Here is a 23,989-nt window from a genome sequence, read left to right on the forward strand (position 1 = left end):
TTTTTAGAATTTCTATTTAGTAATATATTTAAATGAAATTTTAGAAGGGGCTTATGGCATTATATAGGCAATTAAAGTGATAATTTTTACTTTAAGATGGAGATATTCATACTTATCCAACAATTAATATATATTTATTCCTATTATTCTGATTATTGTAATCATTCTCAAAAAATGTTTAAAAATTTTACAATCTTAATAAATAATATGATATAATATGTGATAAATAGAATTACATGGCATATTTAAAGGTTTAATAAATTTTTTCTTTATTTTTGTTATAATGATGAAGTGCAATCGTTTACGCTGATGATTTTTGGTGTTGTAGTAAATTTAGATTAGAGGGGATAGAAATATGAAAAAGATAAGTTATAAGATAACCTTAGTAACATTATTTATAGTTTTTGTTACAGGAATAATTATAAGTGGTACTATAACTTATAAAAACATTAAAATCACTAATAAATTATTATCTTTTGAAAGGGAAGCTTTAAATGATGACTACGATGCAAAGATAAAGGAAGAAGTAGAAATTGCAATTTCTATGATAGATGCAATAAATAAAAAGACTAAAACAGGAGAACTTACTGTTGAAGAAGCTAAAAAGCTAAGTGCAGATTTATTAAGAAGTTTAAAATTTGGACAAGGCGGCTATTTTTGGGCGGATACTACTGATGGTGTAAATGTTGTACTCTATGGTTCTGAGTCTGAGGGAACTAACAGGTTAAATTTAAAAGATGCTAAAGGTAAATATCTTATAAAGGAAATAATTGAAAATGGCAAAAAAGAAGATGGTGGTTATACAGATTTTTGGTATCCAAGAGAAGGAGAAACAACGCCATTACCTAAAAGAGGATATAGTAAATTATATGCTCCTTTTAATTGGGTAATAGGTACAGGTAATTATATAGATGATATCGATAAAATAGTAACTGATAAGCAAGCTATTATAAAAGCAGAAATGATAAGAAGCATAGTAATTAATGTATTCTTATTTATAGGGGCATTAATTCTAGGTGCTGTTTTATCGATTATTTTAAGTAAAAAAATAACAAACTCATTAATAACGGTTAAAGATTTTGCTCAAAGATTATCTAATTATGATTTCTCAACTCCGATTATTAATACAAGCAAAGATGAAATTGGACAAATAGGAGAAGCTTTAAACATTGCTCAAAATAATATAAGAGACTTAGTAAAGGTCATAATGAATAATTCACAGAATATGAGTGCATCAAGTGAAGAATTTTCTGCTATAGTACAAGAAATATCATCAAAAACTCAAGAAATAGATGTTGCCCTTCGAAACATAGTAGCTGGAATTCAAGAAAATAGTGCAGCTTCAGAAGAAATAGCTGCTTCTGTACAAGAAGTAGATTCAAGTATTAATGAATTGTCTGGCAAAGCTATGGAAGGAAGCAATAATGCAATTGAATCTAAAGAAAGAGCTATTGAAGTTGTTAACAAAGGAAAAGAAGCTACAAAAGAAGTTAGAAATTTATATGCAGAAAAGAAAGAAAATATGTTAAAGGCAATTGAAGAGGGGAAGGTTGTAGATAATATAAAGGTTATGGCAGATACAATTGCAAGTATAGCAGAACAGACTAATTTGCTTGCATTAAATGCAGCTATTGAGGCAGCTAGAGCGGGAGAAGAAGGCAGAGGCTTTTCGGTGGTGGCAGAAGAAGTTAGGAAACTTGCAGAGCAATCTTCTGAGGCGGTAGCAGGTATTCAGGATACTATCGTAAAGGTCCAAAATGCATTTAAAAATATATCTCAAAATAGTAATGATATATTAAAGTTTATAAATGAAAATGTGGACTTACGATTTGAGGAGTTTGGAAACTTAGGAAATCAATATTATAGTGATGCGGAATTTGTAAGCAAGATGTCAGAAGAGATAGCATCTATGTCTGAAGAAATTACTGCAACAATTGGACAAGTAAGTGATTCGACACAAAACATGGCACAAGTTTCGCAGAAGTCTTCAGAACATGCAGAAATAATATCGGAAAGGATTGGGGAAACATCAAAAGCAGTAGAACAAATGGTTTTAGCTGCAGAAGATCAGGCGAAACTTGCACAAAAACTTAATGAAATGGTGTTGAAATTTAAGATATAGGTAAAAATAGTTAATGTAAAAAAGCCTTTCTAATGTTGTGAAAGGCTTTTTGTGTGCAAATTATATGTGCATATATTTGTGTATATCTTATTAATATATGTATATTTTAATAATATATATGCGCATATATTATTAATGTTAGAAGATATATCAATGATGAATTTTAATGCATATTATATTATGTGCGAGTTTTGTAACTGATTATGTTAATCATTTGCTAAGACAAGCTTCTGAAAAAGGAGGAGTAATGTATGAAAATAGCAATTCGTGGAGGTCATAATTATGGAGTTCCAGGGGCTTCAGGAATATTAGATGAAGTCGCAGAAGATAGAAAGGTTTATGCTAAGGTTATAGAATATCTTAAAAAGCTTGGACATGAGGTATTGGATGTAACACCTAATAAAACATCTACGAGTGCGGAAGATTTATCTTTTGGAGTATCTAAAGCTAACAGCTGGGGAGCAGACTATTTTTGCTCTATTCATTTTAATGCTGGAGGCGGTAGAGGTACAGAAGTTTTATATTATAATGGAAGTACTAAGGGAAAAAGTATAGCTGAAAAAATAGTAAGAAAAATAGCTGAGTTAGGTTTTATTAACCGTGGAGCCAAGGTGGATACTAGAGGGCTTTATGAACTAAGAAATACTAAAATGCCAGCAAATATAATAGAAGTATGTTTCGTGGACAGCAATGTGGATGCAGAGTTATATAGAAAAGTTGGAGTTAGCAATATTGCCAGAGCAATAGCAGAGGGAATAACTGGACAAACCATTAAAGTAGAAAGTGAAGTTAAAGGTAATAAATACACTGTTAATTATTGCCTAGAATTTCAGAAGTGGTATAACAAGATTACTCAAACAAGAGCACCGCTTACTGAAGATGGAGTATACGGACCAGCAACAGAGAAAGCGTTACAGAAAATTATAAATATCATAAGAGAATTTTAGATTTTTCTAGTTAAATCTGAAGAAAATTCCATTTAGTAAATAATGGGATTTTGAGATTTATAGGAAATTAAGTTAAAATTGACGTTAAAATAAATAAAGTGGTATACTGTTTTATGGTGATTATCACTAAATATAACAGTCCTTTAATCAATCAAGACCGCAATTGCGGTCTATGTTTGTATCTATATTATTTTATAAAAAGGTTCTTTGTTATAAAATTTATAAAAGTTATACTTCTCTATTATCTTATTGGAGTATGATTAGTAGCTTTAAAAAGGAGATGTACTAAAATTGAATTGGAAACGTACGCTTGGAATACTATGGGTGTCAAATTTTTTTGTTACCGCTGGCATGAGTTTAGTAATTCCGTTTCTTCCCTTATACATTGACAAACTTGGAGTACACCAACTGCAGAGTATTGAGCGATGGGCAGGATGGGTATTCTCTGCACAATATGTAACATCCGTTATTTTCCAACCAATTTGGGGAAGAGTTGCAGATAAGCATGGTCGTAAAATAAACCTTTTACGTGCTGGAATGGGTATGGGTATAGTGACTGCATTGATGGGTGCTGTTAGCTCGGTAAAACAATTGTTTTTGCTTCGCTTGCTTAATGGAGTTTTTTCTGGATTTATATCTATGTCTGTTTCATTACAAGCTTCTATAACGCCTAATGAAGATGCAGGACGAGCTCTTGGTATGCTTCAAACGGGGGCTGTTGCTGGAAATCTAATTGGCCCACTAATTGGAGGTGTACTTGCTGAAGTTTTTGGATTTCGTACTGTATTCTTCTTAACAGGCAGTTTGCTTATACTTGCTAGTGTTATTGTTATGATATTTGTGCAAGAACAGCATGAACCTAAAGAGATTGTTGAAAGTAATATAAGAGATAATCTTATAAAATTAAAACCCTTGTTTCCAGTATTTTTAGCTTCTACGGTTACTCAAATTGGTATGATGAGTATTGAGCCTATAGTTTCAATTTATGCTAAAACCTTATATACAGGTGCACATCTAGCTACGATTGCTGGCCTTGTTGTTGCAATAAGCGGTGTTGCTAATCTTATTGGCGCGCCAACTTTGGGAAGATTAGGTGATCGTATTGGTCAGCGTAAGGTTTTAATATTATCTTTTTGCGCAGCAGTATGCATGTATATTCCTCAAGCTTTGGCAAAAAATATTACTGTTTTGCTTGTTGGACGATTTCTTTTAGGGCTTTTTATTGGCGGCATGATACCATCATTAAATGTATTAGTAAAACTTAAAGCTCCTGAAGAATTACAGGCTACAGCATTTGGATTTAATTCATCTTCTACATTTTTGGGAAATTTAATAGGACCTCTTATTGGAAGTAGTGTAGCTGCAGCTTATGGAATTAGAGATGTATTTTACATTACTATGATAGTGCTTTTAGCTAATGCTATAATGATTTTTTTTAATAAAAATTTAGATTTTAAGCCATGTATTAATGGACATAAAAGAACATCCTAGTAGATTCTTGAATATAAAAAATATATAAGTTTCGTTTTATAAAAAATAAATATTATTCACATAAAATAATATATTTGATTAAAATAAATTATGAAATAATAAATTAAATAATTATTCATAAGTTATGCAACTATGAAGGAAGTATGATTTTAGAAATTCATATTATATTGAAGAATACATAAAACTTTGATATAATTATCATAAAAATGAATATTATTATATAAATGAAAATCTTTCTTCGGAGGTATGTGAATGAAACAGCATAAGAAAATGTCATTAGCCACTAAAATATTTTTATCACTAGCTTTGGGTATACTCTTTGGATTAATAGCTAATGTATTCTTCCCTACAACAGTAAATAGCGGACTAAGCAAATGGGTTTTATCACCTTTAGGAGATATTTTTTTAAGAGCTATAAAAATGTTGGTAGTTCCTCTTGTACTTTGTTCTTTGATAACTGGAGTTGCTAGTATAGGAGATGTAAAAAAACTTGGGAGAGTTGGAGTTAGAACAATTATATATTATACTTTGACAACAGCTTTAGCCATTACTTTAGCATTAGGAGTAGCTTCTATAATAAAGCCAGGGATTGGTACAGGAGTTGCTCTATCTCAAGTTAAAGAAAGTGTAGAAACTGCAGAAGCACCTTTTATTATGGATGTTTTTGTTAATATGATTCCTACAAATCCTATTGAAGCTATGGTAAATGGAGATATGCTTCAAATAATAGTTTTTGCTATTATATTTGGAATTTGTATAACTCTAATAGGAGAAAAAGTAAAACCGCTTTTAGATATAATAACTGAAATAAATGAAGTACTTTTGAAAATGATAGGAATTATAATGCTTGCAGCACCAATAGGAGTTTTTGCTTTAATTTCTAAAGTCATAATGCTCCAGGGAGCATCAGTACTAATCCCACTTTTAAAATATATATTAACGGTTGCATTAGGGTTAGCAATTCAATGCATACTTGTATATGGATTAGCTTTAAAAGTTTTGGGAAAAGTAAATCCTATCAAATTTTATAAAAAGTTTTGGCCAGTTATGTTAGTAGCTTGTAGTACTTCTAGCAGTAATGCAACAATTCCAATAAACCTTGAAACTTGTGAAGAAAAGTTAGGAGCTTCAAAATCAATTGCTAGTTTTACCATACCTCTTGGAGCTACGATAAATATGGATGGAACAGCTGTAATGCAGGGAGTGGCAGCTATATTTATTGCTCAACTAGTAGGAGCCGATCTTACTATGAATCAAATGCTTATGGTAGTATTAACTGCTACATTAGCTTCTATAGGAACAGCAGGAGTTCCAGGAGCAGGAGCTGTAATGCTTTCCATGGTACTTCAGCAGATAGGACTTCCTCTTGAAGGAGTTGCATTGGTGTTAAGTGTGGACAGAATAGTAGATATGTTGAGAACTACTGTGAATATAACTGGAGATGCTGCAGCTACTATAATTATGTCTAACATGGAGAAAGAACTTGATCTATCTCTATATAATAGTGAGAGCAAAGAAGTTAATAATGGAGTTGTAATATAAAGTTTTTATAGGATACTCAAAGTTATTAAAGCCGCAGTTAGAATTTTTCTAGCTGCGGCTTAAAAATATGTATTGCTTTTTGATTAAATATAATTTATTATATTTAATATAAAGAAACGTTACGAATTATATATGTAAAAAAATAAATAATATTCGCATACTCGTATATGCTGGAAAATATGGTTCCAGTGTTTCTACCAGACAGCCGCAAACTGTTTGACTACGGGTGTTTATATGATAATTTATTAACTTTAATAAATTTGATAATCATTTATGTTCGTATTAACGTATGGACAAATAGTTCTGTTCAATTTATACGTTAATACGAATTGGTGGTTTTAAATTTATATAAGTTAATTTAGAATTTTGTAAATATAAACTCCCTAGTCTTCTAGGGAGTTTTTTGATGCAATTAATGATATGGGGGGATAGTATGGAAGCGCTAAAAAGCAGAATTTTATCTAGTGGAAGAGTTTTAGAAGAAAGGATATTAAAGGTAGACAGCTTTTTAAATCATCAAATAGATGTAAAACTTTTTAATGAAATAGGAAAAGAATTTAGAAGAAGATTTGATAAAAAGAGGGTAACAAAAATTCTTACCATAGAAGCTTCAGGTATAGGAATAGCTTGTATAACAGCTCAATACTTTGATGTTCCTGTGGTCTTTGCTAAAAAACATGAAGGAAGCAATATGGATAAAGAAACCTATGAAGCTGATGTATTTTCATATACAAAAAATAAATCGTATAAAATAAGGGTCTCCAAAAATTACATAACATCAGAAGATAAGGTTCTTATAATAGATGATTTTCTAGCAAAAGGAAGTGCGGCATCTGGACTCATAGATATAGTTACTCAAGCCAATGCAGAGGTTGTTGGCGTAGGGATTGTAATTGAAAAAGGCTTTCAAGAAGGAAGAAAGATTATTGAAGAGAAAAATATCCAGCTAGAGTCATTGGCTATTATAAAGTCTATGGAAGAAGGTAAAATTATTTTTGAAAATTAAAATAAATGAGGGGGATAATTATGAAAAAACTAACAGGAATATTATTAATTTTTATCTTAACATTAGGAATGTTATTAACAGGGTGTAGTTCAAGTGGAGAAAAAGCTGCACAGTCTAACAGCAGTCAATCAAAGGAAAGTGGATCAGGAGAAAAGTTAGAAGCTAAAGATATAAAAGTAGGATTTCTATATGTTGGACCAGTTGGGGATGGCGGATACAGCTATGCACATGATCAAGGAAGAATATATATGGAAAAAGAGCTAGGGCTTCAACCATCAATAGTTAAGGAGTCTGTACCAGAAGATGATGCTGAAGTTCAAAATGTTATTGCAAGTATGATTGATGAAGGCGCAAATGTTATTATTGGTACAAGCTTTGGATTTATGAATGGTATGAAAAAAGCAGCACAAGAATATCCAGATGTTAAGTTCTTGCACTGTTCAGGAAATCAAACTGCTGAAAACATGTCAAATTATTTTGGAAGAATGTATCAAGCTAGATATTTATCAGGTATAGTTGCTGGAATGAAAACAAAGTCAAATATAATTGGATATGTTGGTGCCTTTGAAATGCCAGAGGTTGTAAGAGGATTAAATGCATTTACTTTAGGAGTTCGTTCAGTTAATCCTAAGGCTGTAGTTAAAATAAAATATACTAATACTTGGTATGATCCAGCTAAAGAAAAAGAAGCAGCAAAGGCTCTTTTAGATGAAGGCGCAGATGTAATTGCTCAACATCAAGATACAGCAGGACCACAACAAGCAGCAGAGGAAAGAGGGGCATTTTCAATAGGATATAATACTGATATGCAAAATTCAGCACCAAATGCTAATATGACATCAGCTGTTTGGAACTGGGGAAAATTTTATGTAGAACAAGTGAAAGCTATAATAGATGGAACTTGGAAGAGTGGAAGTTATTGGGATGGTATGGAGACAGGTATAGTTGATTTAGCACCACTTACTAAAAATGCACCTGAAGGGGCAGAAGAAAAAGTAAAGAAGGCTAAAGAAGATATAATATCTGGTAAGAATAAAATATTTGTTGGACCTATAAAAGATAATAAAGGAAAAGAAAGAGTAGCTGAAGGTAAAGTTATGACCGATGAAGAATTATTAAACTTTGATTGGTATGTAGAAGGTGTTGGAAATGGTGGAAAATAAAGTTCCATATATACAAATGAAGAATATTACTAAAAGATTTGGAAAGGTAATAGCTAATAATAATATAAACTTTGAAGTGTATGGAGGAGAAGTTCATGCACTTTTGGGAGAGAATGGAGCTGGGAAAAGCACACTTATGAATATGCTATCAGGGGTGTACACTCCTGATAGCGGTTCTATCTTTATACATGGAAAAGAAGAAAATTTTACGTCACCAAAGGATGCAATAAAAGCTGGTATAGGAATGATATATCAACATTTTAAATTAGTAGAGAATATGACTGCTATAGAAAATGTGATGATTGGGCAAAAGAGTGGAATATTTATAGACAAAAAGAAAAATATAAGAAAAGTTAAAGATATTATAGAGAGGTTTGGGCTTGAAATAAATTTAAACAAGAATGTTTACGAGATGTCTGTTGGCGAAAAACAGAACCTTGAAATATTAAAGGTATTATACAGAGGAGCGGATATACTCATTCTTGATGAACCTACAGCTGTTTTTACCCCTCAAGAAACTGAAAAGTTGTTTAAAATAGTAAAAAAGATGAAATATGAAGGTTGTGCTGTAATATTTATTACTCATAAGATGGATGAAGTTATGGCTATGGCAGATAGAATAACTGTTTTAAGAAAAGGTGAAACAGTAGCAACATTAAATAAAATAGAGACCAATCCTAAGGAACTTACTAATCTTATGGTAGGCCGTTCTATAGATTTATCAATAAAAAATATTCCATTTAAAAAAGAAGGTAAAGTTTTAGAGGTAAAAGATTTAAAAGTTTTAAATGAAGAAAAAATAGAAGTGATTAAAAATATAAGTTTTCAGGTTTACGAAGGTGAAATTTTAGGAATAGCAGGAATAGCAGGAAGTGGACAAAAGGAACTTTGTGAAGCTATAGCGGGAATTCAAAAGAGTGAGAGTGGAGAAATTATTTTTCAAGGAGAAAATATAGTCAACAAAAGTGCAAGAGAGATCATACTAAAAGGCATAAGTATGAGTTTTATTCCGGAAGATAGGCTTGGAATGGGACTTGTTGGTTCCATGGATATGGTAGATAACCTTTTATTAAAGAGTTATCAGAAAGAAAAGGGGTTTTTTATCAATAGAAAACCTGTTGAGAAGAAAGCTGAAGAGATAGTAAAAACCCTTGAAATAAAAACTCCTAATATCCATTATCCTATAAAATATCTATCGGGAGGAAATATTCAGAAAATATTGCTTGGAAGGGAGTTAAGTTTATCTCCTAAGCTGCTTATAATGGCATATCCAGTTAGAGGGTTGGATATAAATACATGTTATACCATATACGATTTAATCAATGAAGAAAAGAAAAAAGGTTGCTCTGTAATTTTTGTAGGAGAAGATTTAGATGTTTTAATGGAATTGTGTGACAGAATTATGGTTATGTACAATGGAAATATAACTGGAGTAGTAGATGCTAAGAATACTTCAAGGGAAGAACTAGGAATGCTTATGGTAGGAAATAAGTTAGATGAGGAGGCTTCTTAATGCTTAGAATTGTAAAAAAAGGTGAGATATATAAGAAAGATAGCATAAAAATAAAAGCTATAGCTATAGTTCTTTCGCTTATAGTAGTAGGAATTTTTATATTCAGCTTAGGACTAAATCCTCTCAAAGTATATACTTCTATGATAGAAGGGGCTTTTGGCTCTGAATATAAAATTAAACAAACTATTATAAAAGCAATTCCTCTTTTGATAACTGCATTAGGAATATCTATAGCTTTTAAAATGCAGTTTCAAAATATAGGAGGAGAAGGACAGATAATAATGGGAGCTTTTGCTGCATCCTGCTTTGCTTTAAATTTTCATAATCTCCCTAAACCTGTCTTATTGATTATTATGGCAGTATCTGCGATGATTGCCGGCGGACTTTGGGCTATAATTCCAGCTTTTTTGAAAATTAAGTGGGGAACTAACGAAACTATAGTTACTTTAATGATGAACTATATAGCTCTAAATTGGATTACATTTCTACAATTTGATTTATGGAAGGATCCAAATGCAGGAGGATTCCCAAGAATTGCGTCCTTTAATGATAATGCTATACTTCCAAAGGTATTTGGAGTTCACATTGGATGGATAATTGCTATAGTTCTCACAATAGTCACATATATATTTATGAAATATTCTAAAAAAGGTTATGAAATAAGCGTTCTTGGAGAAAGCGAAAGTACTGCTAAATATGCAGGAATAAATATTAAAGAGACCATAATCACTGCGGTATTTATAAGTGGAGGGTTATGCGGACTTGTAGGTATGATTCAAGCTTCAGCCGTAAGTAATACTCTATCAGTTGAGGTTACAGGCGGAGTTGGATTTACTGCAATAATAATAAGCTGGCTTGCATCATTAAGTGCTCCTATAATATTTATAACATCCATACTCTTTGCAGCTTTAGTTCAAGGAGGAACATATATTCAAGTAGCTTTTGGAATACCTTCAGCTGCAGCATCAGTACTTCAAGGAACTATATTGTTCTTTGTATTAGGCAGTGAGTTTTTTATAAAATACAGTGTAATTTTTCATAAGCATAATAAGATAAGAAGTCGTAGTAAGGTTTTGAAGGAGGCAGGAGAATGGATTCAATAGTCATATTTCTAAGTGCTGCTGTTGTCGCAGGAACTCCTCTTCTTTTTGCCACCTTAGGTGAAATACTTACAGAAAAAGTAGGTAATTTGAACCTAGGTGTTGAAGGGATGATGCTTATGGGAGCTGTCATGGGATTTTTACTTGCATTTAAGACAGGCAATCTGATGTTTGCGGTAATCGGAGCAGCTGCAGCAGGAGCATTTGGGGCTTTAATATACGCTTTTTTAACTATAGGATTAAGGGCTAATCAAGTTGTATCTGGACTTGCATTAACTATATTTGGTACAGGCTTTTCAAGTGTAATAGGTCAGTCTGCACAGTTAATAGGGGAGAAGGTACCTAATACTATAGATAGATTTTTTGATGTTCTTCCTGTTCCTGGATTAAACAATATACCTTTTATAGGACCTATATTTTTTAATCATGATCCATTTGTTTATTTAGGTTATATATTATCTATAATATTAGGAATATATTTGTATAATACAAATAAAGGATTAAATTTAAGGGCTGTTGGAGAAAATCCTGCCTGTGCAGATGTTGCTAGTATTAATGTAAATTTATATAAGTATATAAATGTGCTTATTGGTGGAGCACTATGCGGACTTGGGGGGGCTTATCTATCTTTAGTATATATTCCTACATGGCAAGAAAACGTAACTGCAGGAAGGGGCTGGATTGCAGTTGCGCTTGTAATCTTTGCGGCTTGGAATCCATATAAAGCTATATTTGGGGCTTATCTCTTTGGTGGATTGAGTATAGTTGCTTTTAGATTTGAAATATTAACAAGATATATACCTCAATATTTTATAGATATGCTTCCGTATTTAGTTACTATAATTGTATTAGTTGTGGTATCTATGAGAAAAAATAAGAAAAATTTAGCACCTATGGCATTGGGAAATGCTTACTTCAGAGAAGAAAGATAATGTGAGAAAATTGCGTTGTAATTTTCTCACATTAATTATTTTGCATATAAAGCATAAAATATAAGCTTAATAGCAAGTTGGTATAAAACTTGCTATTAAATTTTTTGGAGTTATTTATAGATAACTTCAAAAAATTTGCATAAGGTGGGGTTTTAAATGATAGGAAAGACTATTGATCAAATCCAAATCGGAGATAAGGCTTCATTCACTAAAACTATGTCAGAAACTGACGTATATTTATTCGGAGGAATTTCAGGAGATTTAAATCCTGCACATTTTGACCAAGTTGCTTCTGAAAAAACTATGTTTAAAGGAAGAATCTGTCACGGCATGTTAGTTTCTAGCTTAATTTCAACAGTACTTGGTATGTATCTTCCAGGACCAGGAACAATATACATGAGCCAAGAGTTAAGATTTGTTGCTCCAGTAAGAATGGGAGATACAGTTACTGCAGAAGCAGAAGTTATTGAAAAAAATGTAGAAAAAAACAGATTAGTTCTTAAGACAACTGTAACAAATCAAGACGGCAAAGTTGTTATAGAAGGCAAAGCAAAGGTTATGCCTCCTAAAGCAGTATAAGGAAGCTGCTAAATGAGGTTTAAGGCAACTATACTTTTAAGTGTAGTTGCCTTATTTTTGTGGCATTATAATAATGAATTTAAGAACTATATCTGTTAAAATATTAGAATAACAAACAAAATTCGACTTGCTTGTGGTTCTTATTCTATTTAAAATTTAATCTAATTTGCTTAACAGATGAAAGTTAGATTTGTTTAAAGGGGGTAGCAAATATGAAAGGATTTTATATTGGTAATAATTCCGATATAATGCAAGTTATAAATGATAACATAAATATCGGAATTATTATTGTAAGTTTTGACAAAAAGGTTATAAAAATTAATAATTCAGCTAAAAAAATTCTTAAATTAAAAAGTAAAGAGCTGAAAAATCGATCTATTACAGAAGTATTTCCAGAATTAGATGTTGATAGGGTCATATACTCAGGTTCAAAAGAGAAAGGAGTAAGGATACAGCGCAAAGGTAAGGAATTAATAGTTGACAAGTTACCGTTATCAATTGAAAAAGAAAGTATAGGTGCTATTGTTCTTATCTATGATAATACTGACTATAAAAGCGTATTAGAAGAATTAAATAAAGAAAGAAACGTAAGAGAAATACTAAATACTATATTAGAAATTGTGTATGATGGGATTACTGTAGTAGATTCAAATGGGATCATTATCATGATAAGTAAAGCTTATGCTGAATTTTTAGAAGTGGATAGGGAAGCTGCAATAGGTAAACATGTTACAGAGGTTATAGAAAATACAAGAATGCATATTGTAGCAAAAACAGGAATAGCAGAGGTAGCTCAACTGCAAAAAATCAAAGGAAGATATATGATAGCCACAAGAATTCCTATAATAAAAGAAGGTAAAGTTCAAGGAGCTGTGGGTAAGGTTTTATTTAGAAATATTAAGGACTTTAACTCTTTGTATAAAAAAGTGCGGAAAATAGAAAAAGATGCCGAAATGTACGGTGGTTATGTGAAGGAAAGTAATACTGCTACTTATTCCTTCAGCAATATAATTGGGAATAGTAAGAAACTAGAAGAAGCGAAAAATATAGCAAGAAAAGCAGCATTAACAAACTCTAATGTCCTCTTGAAGGGAGAGAGTGGAACCGGAAAAGAACTCTTTGCTCATGCAATTCATAATGCTAGTGATCGAGCTCATGAAAATTTTGTTAAGGTAAATTGTGCTGCTATACCAATGGATTTATTGGAATCTGAGCTTTTTGGCTATGAGAAGGGTTCTTTTACTGGAGCTAATAAAGAAGGGAAAATTGGTAAATTTGAATTAGCAGATGGAGGGACTATTTTCTTAGATGAAATAGGAGATATGCCATTACATATGCAAGTAAAGCTTTTAAGAGTTCTTCAGGAGAAGGAAGTTGAGAGGATTGGCTCTGTAGTTACGAAACACATAGATATTAGAGTCGTGGCAGCAACAAACAGAAATTTAGAGGATATGATTAAGTCGGGGGAGTTTAGAGAAGATTTGTATTATAGACTTAATGTGGTTACCATAAATATACCTCCTCTCAGAGAAAGACCGGAGGATATAGTTACTCTTACATCTTTTTTGATAGATAAAATTTGCAATAAGCTGGATAAAAAAATTAGCGGAATTAGCAGTAAAGCTATGAATTATATGAAAAAGTATAGATGGGAAGGAAATGTACGACAACTTGAAAATGTATTAGAAAGAGCAATAAATATAGTAGAGTATGGTGGAGAAATAGGGTTAGAGCATTTACCTCAAGATATAATGGAGAATATAATTGAAAAACCTATAGAAAAGCTGGAAGATACCTTGAACAAAGCTGAAAAAGAAGCTATATTAGATGCTTTACGCGTATTTAATGGCAATAAAACTAAGGTAGCTAAAGCTTTGAATATAAGTAGAACTACCTTATATGAAAAGATGACTAAGCACAATATACAATAAAACAGAATTGTGTAGTAAAATCATAATTTACGAAATTTTATGAAATATGCAATTTAAAAATCAATATAAACATTAAAATGTACGAAAAACCTTACATGAAAACGACTATAAAAAAGTGGGGTGTACGGAAAACACTACACTTTTTGTTTTAAAATCGATGTAATGTACGAAAACCTTTACAAAGATAAAACTTATATTGGATTATATTACAAAAATACTAAGTGAAATTGGCATTTTAGATAAAAATAAGGTTGCAATATTTTTGGCACGGTAATTGCTTTATGAATAAGTGACTACTAAAAATATTATTAAAGGAGGGGAAAAGGAAGTGGCTTCAAAGGTAAAAACTATGGAAGAAGCTATTGCAATGATTAAGGATGGCGATATGGTTGCTGTATCTGGTTTCCTAGGCGCTGTACATCCAGAGGGTATAACTGCTGCAATAGAAGAAAAGTTCTTAAAAGAAGGATCGCCAAAGAACTTAGGATTAGTTTATGCAGCAGGTCAAGGTGACTCAAAGAATAAAGGCTTAAACCACTTAGGACATGAGGGCTTAGTAGCAAAAGTAATAGGTGGCCATTGGGGACTTGCTCCAAAGCTTCAAAAGTTAGCATTAGAAAACAAGATAGAAGCTTACAACTTACCACAGGGTACAATATCTCAATTAATGAGAGACATTGCAGCTGGTAAAATAGGAACAATCACTCATGTAGGTTTGAAGACGTTTGTTGATCCACGTCTTGAGGGTGGAAAATTAAACGAAAAAACTACTGAGGATATAGTTAAGGTTGTCAATATAGAAGGACAAGAAAGATTATTATATAAAACTTTCCCAATAGATGTGGCTTTGCTTAGAGGAAGCTATGCTGACGAAAGGGGAAATGTTTCACTTGAAAAAGAGGTTGCTACATTAGAAGTTTTATCAATGGCTCAGGCAGCTAAAAATTCTGGTGGAAAAGTTATTGTTCAAGTTAATAAGATAGTTAAAAATGGTTCGTTAGATCCAAAACAAGTTAAGATACCTGGAATATATGTGGATGCTATAGTTGTTGTTGGAGAAGGAGAATGTTCATGGCAAACATTTGGTGAACCATTTAAGCCAGAATATTGTGGAGAAGTTACTATTCCGTTAAGTGACATAGAACCAGTAGAATTGACTGAAAGAAAGCTTATTGCAAGAAGAGCTGCTATGGAATTACCTAAAGATGCAGTTGTAAATTTAGGTATAGGAGTTCCAGAAATGGTAGCTATGGTAGCTAATGAAGAAGGAATTGGCGATAGCATGACTTTGACTGTTGAAGCAGGTCCAGTAGGAGGAGTACCTCTAGGTGGATTAAACTTTGGTGGATCAATTAATGCAGAAGCTGTATTAGATCAAGCATATCAGTTTGACTTCTATGATGGAGGCGGACTTGATGTAGCATTCTTAGGACTTGCACAATGCGATATTAAAGGAAATATCAATGTAAGTAAGTTCGGTCCAAAGATTGCAGGATGTGGCGGATTCATAAATATCACGCAAAATGCTAAGAAAGTTGTATACTGCGGAACATTTACTGCAGGTGGATTAGAAGTTAAAGCTGAAGACGGCAAATTAGTTATCGTAAAAGAAGGAAAAGTTAAGAAGTTCATACCAGAAGTTGAACAAGTTACATTCAGCGGAGACTATGCTAAAGAAATAGGACAACCTGTCCTATATATTACAGAAAGAGCTGTATTTGAATTAAGAGAAGAAGGATTAGTTCTTACTGAAATAGCACCAGGAATAGATCTTCAAAAAGATGTGTTAGACCAAATGGGATTTGCACCAATAGTTGCTGAAGATCTTAAATTAATGGATGAAAGAATATTTAGAGATGAACTAATGGGACTTAATTAAATAGTGTTTGAATTTAAATTAATTATGAAATTAAATATAAAAATAAGTTTTAAACTTATTAAATATAAAAATGAGTTTTAAGCTTAATAATATACCCTACTTTCACTAAAACATTATAGTCTAAACTCCATAATAAGTTAATGGATTTAAATTAAAGAAGTAAAGATAAAAAACACATACCCCCATGATAAATAAAATAGAGACAAATAAAATGAGACAAAACTTACAAACCCCAATAATAAAAGTAAAGACAAAACTCACACAACCCATAGTAAAGTAAACCTCACACAACCCCATAATAATGTAACCAGTGATCAATTATTGATATACAAAATTAGTTTTCTTAGGAGAAGCAATTCTCCTAGAAAACTAAATATTACAAAATAAACTTATGAAAGGAAGATGAATTAATGTTAGGAGTTATTGGAGTTATACTTTCGCTTGCACTATTGATGTACCTTGCTTATAGAGGTATAACAGTGCTTATTCTTGCACCGATTTTGGCATTATTAGCAGCATTATTAAATGGTGGAGTGCCTTTAATGGCAACGTATACAGAAGTGTTTATGCAGGCGTTTGCTGGATATGCTAAGTCTTATTTCCCTATATTCTTGCTAGGAGCTATATTTGGTAAGATTATGGATGATTCAGGTTCAGCTAAAGCAATTGCTCATGCTATTGCTAACAAACTAGGTAAAGATAAAGCAATACTAGCAGTTGTATTATCTTGCGGTATATTAACATACGGTGGAGTTTCATTATTCGTTGTTGCGTTTGCAGTATTTCCAATAGCAATGCAATTATTTAAAGAAGCTGATATTCCAAAGAGATTAATACCTGGAGCTATCGCATTAGGATCATTTACATTTACTATGACAGCGTTACCAGGAACACCACAAATACAAAACGCTATACCAATGCCATTCTTTAGTACTAATGCTTATGCTGCACCAGTATTAGGTATTATTGGTGGTCTATGTATGTTTGGTGGTGGTATGACATGGTTAACAATAAGAGCTAAAAAAGCTGCAGCAGCTGGAGAAGGTTATGGAAATCACCCAGGAGAAAAAATTAACAGTTTAGATGAAAGTAATTTACCATCATTAGGATTAGCAATATTACCAATAATATTAGTTTTAGCTATTAACTTTATATTATCAAAATTCGTTTTTGTAGCAGGTAGATATAATGGTGACTACCTAAAAGGAGAACCATATTTAACTGAATTATCAAAGGTTTCTGGTACTTGGAGCTTAATTATAGCACTTGTTATAGGAATTATATTTACTATAGTATTTAACTTAAAGAGATTTGATGCTAAAAAGAGCGTTAATGATGGTGCAATTGGTTCACTTCTTGCAATTATCAATACATCTTCAGAGGTTGGATATGGAAATGTTATTCAGCTATTAGCTGGATTTGCTATCATAAAAGGAGCAATCCTTGGAATTTCAAACAATCCTATAATTTCAGAAGCTATATCTGTTAACGTACTTGCTGGTATAACTGGTTCTTCATCAGGTGGTATGAGTATAGCACTTGGAGTGTTAGGACAACAATATATGGACATGGCTATACAACAAGGAATAAATCCACAAGTACTTCATAGAATAGCAACAATGGCTAGTGGTGGTCTTGACTCACTTCCACACAATGGAGCAGTTATAACATTGCTTACAATCTGTGGAATGACACATAAAGAATCTTATGCTGATATAGGTATGGTTTCAGTTATAATTCCTGTATTATCAACTATAGTAGCAATTATATTTGCCGTTATGGGAGTTGTTTAATAAAAAGCATATTTCCAATAAAATTATAATTCAATGTCAATTAAAGATTTTGTAAAATAATAATTTCACATTTTTCTATTGATTTTATAGTTTATTTATGTTAAAATTAATCAAAAGTCAATAGAATGCCTTTAATTTGGTACGAGATACCGAGAAGGATGAATGTGAAATGGATACAATAGTTTATTGTGAGTTTAATATAGTTGTATTTTCATGCCTTCTCGTATACGAGAAGGCATTTTTATATACCTTTAAAATTAGTTCAGAGAGACTAAGAAGGGAGATAATTATGATAAAAGGGAGAAGTTTAATTGACCCAGTAGATTTTACTGTAGAGGAATTAGAGGAAATTTTTAACTTAGCACAAAATATAATTCAGAATCCTAAAAAATATTCATCAGTTTGTTCTGGTAAGATTCTGGCCACACTTTTTTATGAGCCTAGCACAAGGACTAGATTAAGCTTTGAAGCAGCTATGCTTAGATTAGGAGGACAGGTTTTAGGATTTTCTGATGCAAACTCCAGCTCTGTGTCAAAAGGAGAAAGCCTGGCTGACACTGTTAGAACTGTAGGAGGTTATGCTGATATTATAGCAATAAGAAGTCCAAAAGAAGGAGCTGCTAAAGTTGCTTCTATGTACTCAAGTATACCTGTGATTAATGCAGGAGATGGAGGACATCAACATCCAACTCAAACTTTAACAGATCTATTAACTATCAAAAATATAAAAGGAAGTTTTTCAAATCATACAATTGGCCTTTGTGGTGATTTAAAATTTGGAAGAACTGTACACTCTTTAGTTAAGGCCTTGTCAAGATATGAGAATAATAAGTTCATTTTAATCTCGCCTAAAGAATTAAAAATCCCAGATTATATAAAAGAAGAAGTATTAGAAAAGAAAAATATAGAGTTTTTAGAAACAGAAAGATTGGAAGAAGCTGTAGAAAAGTTAGATATACTCTATATGACAAGAGTTCAGAGAGAAAGATTTTTTAGTGAAGAAGATTATATAAGACTTAAGGATTGCTATATTTTAAATGAAGAAAAGATGAAGTATGCAAAAAGGGATATGATAATTCTTCATCCACTTCCAAGGGTTAATGAAATATCAATTGAGGTAGATAAGGATCCAAGAGCGTGTTATTTTAAGCAGGCTAAATTAGGAATGTTCGTAAGGATGGCTTTAATATGCAAACTTTTGGGGGTGTGTGATTAATGTTAAAAATAGACAGTATAAAGCATGAAATTATAACTAACACGCAGCTTCCTGAGGAAATTGTGAATGTAATAAAATGCAAGAATCCTAGATGCATAACAACTGTAGAGAAATATGTTCCTCAAAGGTTTTATTTGGCAAACAGAGCCAGAGGAGAGTATAGATGCAAGTATTGTGATGAAGCATATAAAAGTGAAATCTAGGAGGAAGCAAAATGGAAGTGCTAATAAAAAACGTAAGAATAGTAGATTGGGTGCTAGATTTCTATGGAGAAGTCTATATAGATAAGGGAGAGATTTGTGAAGTTGGTAAGCGTATATCTAAAAAGTGCAAGGTTATAGATGGAAAAGGAAAAGTATTAATGCCTGCCTTTGTAGATATGCATGCTCACTTTAGAGATCCTGGATTTTCTTATAAAGAAGACATATTAAGCGGGAGTAGGGCAGCTGTAAGAGGAGGGTATACTACAGTTAATTTAATGGCAAATACAAATCCTGTAAGTTCAGATATGCATATTGTCAATTATGTAAGAGAAAAAGCTAGAGAAATAGGATTAATAGATGTGCATCAAGCAGTTTCAATTACTAAGGATTTGGATGGAAAAACTTTAAGCCATTTAGATGAAATAGAAGGAAATGTGAAGTTTATATCGGATGATGGAAAAGGTGTATCTAATGATAAGATTATGTTTGAAGCTATGTTAAAAGCAAAGAGTCAAGGAATTACTGTAATATCTCATGCTGAAAATCCTGAGATGAGCGGCATAGATATGAGGGCAGCGGAAAATATGATGACATTGAGAGACATATATCTTGCAAAGCATACAGGATGCAGACTTCACATGGCTCATGTAAGTACAAAAGAAGCAATAGGATATATAATACAAGCTAAAAAAGAAGGGGTAAAGATTACCTGCGAGGTAACTCCACATCACCTAGCTTTAACAAGTGAGTATGAGTATAAAGTAAATCCACCAATTAGAGAAAAAGAAGATGTGGACTTTTTAGTTAAAGCAATAAGAGATGGTTTTATAGACGCAATTGCAACGGATCATGCTCCTCATACGGCAGAAGATAAATTGAATAGGGCACCTGGAATTTCAGGAATAGAAACTTCATTTTCTGTATGCTATACAAAGCTTGTTAAAAAAGAAAACATATCATTAAACAAATTATCGGAACTTATGTCGAAAAGGCCAGCAGAAATTATGGGCTTAAATAAAGGACAAATTTCAATAGGCTTTGAAGGAGATTTAGTCTTAGTAGACTTAGATGAGGAATATGTAATAAATTCAAAAGATTTTATGTCAAAGGGAAAGAATACTCCTTTTGATGGGCACAAGGTTTTTGGAAAAGTGCTTATGACAATTAAAGGTGGAAAAATAGTTTATCAGAATAGTTAAAAATTTATAGTGCAAATTAGGGGGCCGAATTAAGTTGATTATAGATAGATTATATGAAGAAGTAGAGAACAAAGGAAATGTTTGTATAGGATTAGATACGAATTTAAGCTATATACCAGCTGTGTTTTTAAATAAATATACTAACATAGAAGATGGAATTTTTGAATTCAATAAAAAAATAATAGATGCAACAATGGACCATGCTGCTTGTTTTAAAGTGCAGATAGCTTACTATGAGGCTTTAGGTATAAAAGGGCTTATGGCATATAAAAGAACTCTAGAGTATATAAGAAGTTCAGGCTGTATAGCAATCTCTGATACTAAAAGAGGTGATATTTCCGATACGGCAAAGATGTATGCAAAGGCACATTTTGAAGGAGATTTTGAAACGGATTTTATTACTGTAAATCCTTATATGGGAATGGATAGTATAGAAGTATATATGGATTATATTAAGAATAAAGAAAAAGGACTCTTTGTATTAGTGAGAACCTCTAATAAAGGAGCTCAAGATTTTGAGTATGTACAAAGTAGTTCTAAAAGAAGAATTTATGAAATTGTAGGAGAAAAGGTACAAGTACTTGGGGAAGAAGTATTAGGAAATTGCGGCTATAGTTCTATAGGTGGAGTAATAGGATGTACCACTGCGGAAGACGGCAAGAAGATAAGAGAGAATTTAAATAAAACATTTTTCTTAATTCCTGGCTTTGGAGCTCAAGGTGGCGGAGCGAAGGAAGCTAGTGTGTATCTGAAGAATGGTAATGGTGGTGTAGTAAACTCTTCTAGAGGAATACTTCTAGCTTACAAGAAGTATGAAAATGGTGAAGAAAAGTTTGATGAATATGCTAGAAAAGAAGTTATGAAGATGAAAAAAGAGCTTGGATTTGCTGAATCCAAATAGAGGAAGGTGCAGGAGATGATATATGCTAAAAAAAAAGTTAAGGATAATATTAAGGTTTCAGCAGATATATTTAAGCTTACTATAAAAGGAAACTTTAAAGCAAAACCTGGACAATTTTATATGTTAAAAGCCTGGGAAGAAGGATTATTACTTCCAAGACCTATAAGTGTACATGAGGTAAATGAAGAGGGAATAACCTTTCTTTATGCAGTTGTAGGTAAAGGAACAAAGATATTAAGTAAATTAAAAGAAAACGATGAAGTCAGTATAATGGGACCGCTAGGAAATGGATTTGATGTTGAGAGTATAAAAGGAAAGGTTGCAGTAATTTCAGGTGGAATAGGCATTGCTCCTATGAATTATCTGATAAAAAGTCTTAAAGGGTGCAGTGTGGATTTGTATGCTGGTTTTAGAGATTCTAGTTATGGTTTAGAGGAAGTTGAAGAGTATGTGAATTCCATATATGTTGCTACTGAAACAGGTAAAACAGGATATAAAGGATTTATTACAGATTTACTAAAGCCAGAAGAATATGATTTAGTAATATGCTGCGGACCTGAAATTATGATGAAAAAAGTTGCATATATGTGCATGGAAAAAGGTGTAGAAGTATATGTTTCTATGGAAAATAGGATGGCCTGCGGTGTAGGAGCATGTTTAGTTTGTACTTGCAAGACAAAAGAAGAAAATAAAAGAACCTGCAAAGATGGTCCAGTATTTAAAGGAAGGGATTTGGTTTTTAGTGATTAGTGTAGATATCTGTGGGGTTAATTTTAAAAATCCTATAATTGCTGCATCGGGAACTTTTGGCTTTGGAGAGGAGTATTCAGACATTTTTGATGTTTCAAAGTTAGGCGGTATTTCTACAAAAGGACTTACAATAAATAAAAAAGAAGGTAATGATGGCATTAGAGTATATGAAACTGCAAGTGGCATAATGAACAGCGTAGGGCTTCAAAATCCAGGTATAGATAACTTTATTAATGAAAAACTGTCAGAAATGAAAAAACTAAACACAGTAATAATTGCAAACTTAGGTGGAGGAACTGTTGAAGATTATATAAGAGGCATAAAAAAGTTAAATAATACGGATGTAGATATGATTGAACTTAACATATCCTGCCCAAATGTAAAAAGTGGAGGAATGGCCTTTGGTATAAAGTCCAAGGTTGCTTTTGAGGTGGTTTTAGAAGTGAGAAAGTTTTGTAAAAAGCCTCTTATAGTAAAATTATCGCCAAATGCTGAGGATATAGTGGATATGGCATGCAAATGCAGGGAAGCTGGAGCCGACGCCTTATCTTTAGTAAATACTTTTAAGAGCATGGCTATCGATATAAAAAAACGAAAGCCAGTCTTTGATAATATCTTTGCAGGATTATCGGGACCAGCAATTAAGCCAATTGCTCTTAGAATGGTTTATGAGGTATGTAAAAATGTAGACATACCTGTAATAGGAATAGGAGGAATAGCTAGTGCGGAAGATGCTATAGAATTCATAATGGCAGGAGCTCATGCTGTTCAAGTAGGAAGTGCAAATTTTATGAAACCAGACATTACTTTGGATATAATAGATGGAATTCAAGATTTTATGGATAAAGAAGGACTTAAGGATTTAAGTGAGATTAGAGGAATAGTTTGAAAAGTAGTTTAGGGAGTTTAGATGCTGCACTGAGTTTAGGTAATTTAGGAAGCTTAGGAAGTGGAAGCACCTTGGGCGCAAGTGAAGGAGAAATAAAAGAATGGGGGAAATAATTATGGATAAAAACATAAACGTATTAGAGATTTTAAAAGAAGTAGAAGCATTGTTAGATGGACATTTTCTATTATCTTCAGGAAAACACAGCAATAGATATATACAATGTGCTAAGCTTCTGCAATATCCAGATAGGGCGGAGAAGGTTCTAAGTGTAGTATACGATAAGGTGAAAAACTTAGATTTTGATATTGTTTTGGGACCTGCTATGGGGGGAATTATAGTTGCTTATGAGCTTGGACGTCAGCTTGGAAAGCCTGCAATATTTACAGAAAGAGTAGATGGAAAAATGACTTTAAGACGAGGCTTTGAAATAAAACAAGGGCAGAAGGTATTGATAACAGAAGATGTAGTAACTACGGGAAAGTCATCTTTAGAAACTGCTGAGGTTATTAAAAGCCTTGGAGGAGAAGTTATAGGAATTGCTTGTATAGCGGACAGAAAAAGCAGTAAAATCGAGTATCCAATATATAGTGCTATAGAATTAGAGGTACAAAGCTTTGAGAAATATGAATGTCCTTTATGTAAGAAAGGAATAGAGTATGTGAAACCGGGAAGTAGAAACATCAAATAAAATATGAAACCTTATGCCTTCTGGCAAAAGGTTTTATTTATGTATTGACAATGAGAAGCTAAAGTGATAATCTTTGTATAAATATAAATGATAAGTGAATAAAAATTACAGTATCGGAAATGCCTTTTTAATAGAATTGTAAGTA

At 32.3% G+C, this 23,989-nt stretch carries 20 protein-coding genes and 1 riboswitch; all 20 genes read left to right on the forward strand.

Translation table 11 applies throughout. The features are described from left to right. Window positions 1-355: 355 nt before the first annotated feature. The 20 genes from CPAL_RS10575 to pyrE all read left to right on the forward strand — a co-directional run bounded on the left by CPAL_RS10575 (window position 356) and on the right by pyrE (window position 23,844). Complete coding sequence (locus CPAL_RS10575; RefSeq protein ID WP_106024583.1) at window positions 356-2,122, forward strand: methyl-accepting chemotaxis protein; 1,767 nt, start codon at window positions 356-358, stop codon at window positions 2,120-2,122. 251 nt (window positions 2,123-2,373) lie between these two features. Continuing rightward, window positions 2,374-3,069 (forward strand): N-acetylmuramoyl-L-alanine amidase, encoded by a 696-nt coding sequence (locus tag CPAL_RS10580; protein ID WP_106024584.1) that lies wholly within the window; start codon window positions 2,374-2,376, stop codon window positions 3,067-3,069. A gap of 291 nt (window positions 3,070-3,360) precedes the next feature. Beyond that, window positions 3,361-4,560 carry an MFS transporter gene (locus CPAL_RS10585; RefSeq protein WP_106024585.1) on the forward strand — a complete coding sequence of 400 codons (1,200 nt, stop codon included), beginning with the start codon at window positions 3,361-3,363 and terminating at the stop codon, window positions 4,558-4,560. Window positions 4,561-4,812: 252 nt separating this feature from the next. After that, window positions 4,813-6,102 (forward strand): dicarboxylate/amino acid:cation symporter, encoded by a 1,290-nt coding sequence (locus CPAL_RS10590; RefSeq protein WP_106024586.1) that lies wholly within the window; start codon window positions 4,813-4,815, stop codon window positions 6,100-6,102. 141 nt (window positions 6,103-6,243) lie between these two features. Further along, a riboswitch (purine riboswitch) is annotated at window positions 6,244-6,345 on the forward strand. Between the two features lie 190 nt (window positions 6,346-6,535). Beyond that, entirely contained in the window at window positions 6,536-7,108 is a 573-nt protein-coding gene (locus tag CPAL_RS10595; protein ID WP_061857890.1) for a xanthine phosphoribosyltransferase, read from the forward strand. A gap of 20 nt (window positions 7,109-7,128) precedes the next feature. After that, window positions 7,129-8,271, forward strand: coding sequence for a BMP family ABC transporter substrate-binding protein (locus CPAL_RS10600; RefSeq protein ID WP_061857889.1), 1,143 nt, complete (start codon window positions 7,129-7,131; stop codon window positions 8,269-8,271). After that, entirely contained in the window at window positions 8,258-9,784 is a 1,527-nt protein-coding gene (locus tag CPAL_RS10605) for an ABC transporter ATP-binding protein (protein ID WP_207654931.1), read from the forward strand. Before CPAL_RS10600 ends, CPAL_RS10605 begins: the two co-directional genes overlap by 14 nt. Beyond that, window positions 9,784-10,887 (forward strand): ABC transporter permease, encoded by a 1,104-nt coding sequence (locus CPAL_RS10610; RefSeq protein WP_061857888.1) that lies wholly within the window; start codon window positions 9,784-9,786, stop codon window positions 10,885-10,887. Before CPAL_RS10605 ends, CPAL_RS10610 begins: the two co-directional genes overlap by 1 nt. After that, window positions 10,875-11,816 (forward strand): ABC transporter permease, encoded by a 942-nt coding sequence (locus tag CPAL_RS10615; RefSeq protein WP_061857887.1) that lies wholly within the window; start codon window positions 10,875-10,877, stop codon window positions 11,814-11,816. Before CPAL_RS10610 ends, CPAL_RS10615 begins: the two co-directional genes overlap by 13 nt. Window positions 11,817-11,972: 156 nt before the next feature. Beyond that, window positions 11,973-12,395, forward strand: coding sequence for a MaoC family dehydratase (locus tag CPAL_RS10620; protein WP_061857886.1), 423 nt, complete (start codon window positions 11,973-11,975; stop codon window positions 12,393-12,395). 212 nt (window positions 12,396-12,607) lie between these two features. Continuing rightward, window positions 12,608-14,326, forward strand: coding sequence for a sigma-54 interaction domain-containing protein (locus CPAL_RS10625; RefSeq protein ID WP_165815365.1), 1,719 nt, complete (start codon window positions 12,608-12,610; stop codon window positions 14,324-14,326). Window positions 14,327-14,654: 328 nt separating this feature from the next. Then, window positions 14,655-16,205, forward strand: a complete 1,551-nt coding sequence (locus tag CPAL_RS10630; RefSeq protein ID WP_273091966.1) for an acyl CoA:acetate/3-ketoacid CoA transferase — start codon at window positions 14,655-14,657, stop codon at window positions 16,203-16,205. Window positions 16,206-16,615: 410 nt separating this feature from the next. Beyond that, the gene (locus CPAL_RS10635) at window positions 16,616-17,998 is read left to right on the forward strand and encodes a GntP family permease (protein ID WP_106024587.1); all 1,383 of its coding nucleotides are present in this window, start codon (window positions 16,616-16,618) and stop codon (window positions 17,996-17,998) included. Between the two features lie 289 nt (window positions 17,999-18,287). After that, on the forward strand, window positions 18,288-19,214 hold the full coding sequence (pyrB, locus tag CPAL_RS10640) for an aspartate carbamoyltransferase (RefSeq protein WP_061858052.1): 927 nt from the start codon (window positions 18,288-18,290) through the stop codon (window positions 19,212-19,214). Next, a complete protein-coding gene (locus CPAL_RS10645) occupies window positions 19,214-19,417 on the forward strand; it encodes a hypothetical protein (protein ID WP_106024588.1) in 204 nt (67 codons plus the stop codon). The genes pyrB and CPAL_RS10645 overlap by 1 nt, the downstream gene beginning before the upstream one ends. A gap of 11 nt (window positions 19,418-19,428) precedes the next feature. Then, on the forward strand, window positions 19,429-20,616 hold the full coding sequence (locus CPAL_RS10650) for a dihydroorotase (RefSeq protein ID WP_106024589.1): 1,188 nt from the start codon (window positions 19,429-19,431) through the stop codon (window positions 20,614-20,616). A 34-nt stretch (window positions 20,617-20,650) separates the two neighbouring features. After that, window positions 20,651-21,517: an orotidine-5'-phosphate decarboxylase gene (gene pyrF / locus CPAL_RS10655; RefSeq protein WP_061857881.1), complete on the forward strand. Its 867-nt coding sequence runs from the start codon at window positions 20,651-20,653 to the stop codon at window positions 21,515-21,517. Between the two features lie 15 nt (window positions 21,518-21,532). Beyond that, window positions 21,533-22,267 carry a dihydroorotate dehydrogenase electron transfer subunit gene (locus tag CPAL_RS10660; protein ID WP_061857880.1) on the forward strand — a complete coding sequence of 245 codons (735 nt, stop codon included), beginning with the start codon at window positions 21,533-21,535 and terminating at the stop codon, window positions 22,265-22,267. After that, window positions 22,260-23,156 (forward strand): dihydroorotate dehydrogenase, encoded by an 897-nt coding sequence (locus tag CPAL_RS10665; RefSeq protein WP_061857879.1) that lies wholly within the window; start codon window positions 22,260-22,262, stop codon window positions 23,154-23,156. Before CPAL_RS10660 ends, CPAL_RS10665 begins: the two co-directional genes overlap by 8 nt. Before the next feature lie 115 nt (window positions 23,157-23,271). Further along, complete coding sequence (pyrE, locus tag CPAL_RS10670) at window positions 23,272-23,844, forward strand: orotate phosphoribosyltransferase (RefSeq protein ID WP_061857878.1); 573 nt, start codon at window positions 23,272-23,274, stop codon at window positions 23,842-23,844. Window positions 23,845-23,989: the final 145 nt, after the last annotated feature.

It is taken from the genome of Clostridium thermopalmarium DSM 5974 (genome assembly GCF_002995795.1).
GTDB lineage: Bacteria > Bacillota > Clostridia > Clostridiales > Clostridiaceae > Clostridium_H > Clostridium_H thermopalmarium.